The 1,011-nt window shown below is 41.5% G+C and carries 1 protein-coding gene; it reads right to left on the bottom strand.

Going from position 1 to position 1,011, the window contains the following annotated elements:
- Positions 1-263: 263 nt before the first annotated feature.
- A partial coding sequence (locus tag OKA04_RS25060; protein WP_264503877.1) for a hypothetical protein occupies positions 264-1,011 on the bottom strand: 748 nt, incomplete at its 5' end.

Raw genomic sequence — 1,011 nt, 5'->3', positions numbered from 1 at the left:
CTGCAATATTATAATGTTATTTTCTCTAAGTACCATATATATAGATAGAGCCACCAAGAGAAACCCAGTTCTCAATTTGCCCAGATTTCAAGGCGGTCAGGGCAGCTACGTTGTGAAACTAGTGGTGGAACAAGGGAAGGTGTCAGGATGGCACCTTCATGCATCTTACTTGCAAGTTGAGAGGATCAAATTGCAACTCTTCGCAGATATCTTGGAGGAACTCTGCCTTCTTTGGGGTCGCAGCCAACTCATTGTTAAAGAATTTAGTAGGTCTGAAATACTCGAGCCTTGACATCTGTGATGATTGCTTCTGCTTCGTACTTCGCCAGTCCAAATATATTCCTCAGTTGATTCAAAGCCGCAAGCTTGTCATCGTTAAGATGTCCATCTGAAAGTACCTCCATTGCATAGGCACTATAGAGCATCTTTAGATCCTCTACCCTCTTTTCATGATCACTGTCTCCACCTAATGTAATAGGCCCAAGCCCGCGGACAAATCTTTCTTCTCCCGGGAAATTGCTCAGTACTGTAAGCATACCATTAAATGAAAGGATGCTTTTCACTTCTTCAACAACCTGTGTTCGGTTATTCAAGTTGTTCAAGGCTGTTGAAATGTTTTCTTCAACTAACTTCTTTGCATGCTCCCTGAACATCTCAGAAGCAATCTCATCAGAAAGTTTGTATGCAAGTTGTGCTCTCCTTACTTCGATAAGCGTGCCTATGTCAAGACCTCTCCCAATAGACTTGAGCAATGATGCATATAAACTCTTGGCACTTTCCCTCATAACATCGTCTATCTGAGATTCATGAACCCCGAAAAGACGTTTCCATGGAAGTAGGTATTCATATGCATCCCGAAACACAAGATTTGTTACAAATATAAGCTTTTCAAATGCCTGCTGTTGTCCTACACCAGCATTGCGATCAATGCGTTTAGCAATCTCCATGTGCACATTTGCAGCATCTATATCATTCAACCCAAGGGCCTTTTTAAACTTTATAATAGTCTCA

The sequence above is a fragment of the Luteolibacter flavescens genome (assembly GCF_025950085.1).
GTDB lineage: Bacteria > Verrucomicrobiota > Verrucomicrobiia > Verrucomicrobiales > Akkermansiaceae > Haloferula > Haloferula flavescens.
Note: the sequence above shows the minus strand (reverse complement) of the source record. Positions and strands in the feature narration are given on the sequence as shown.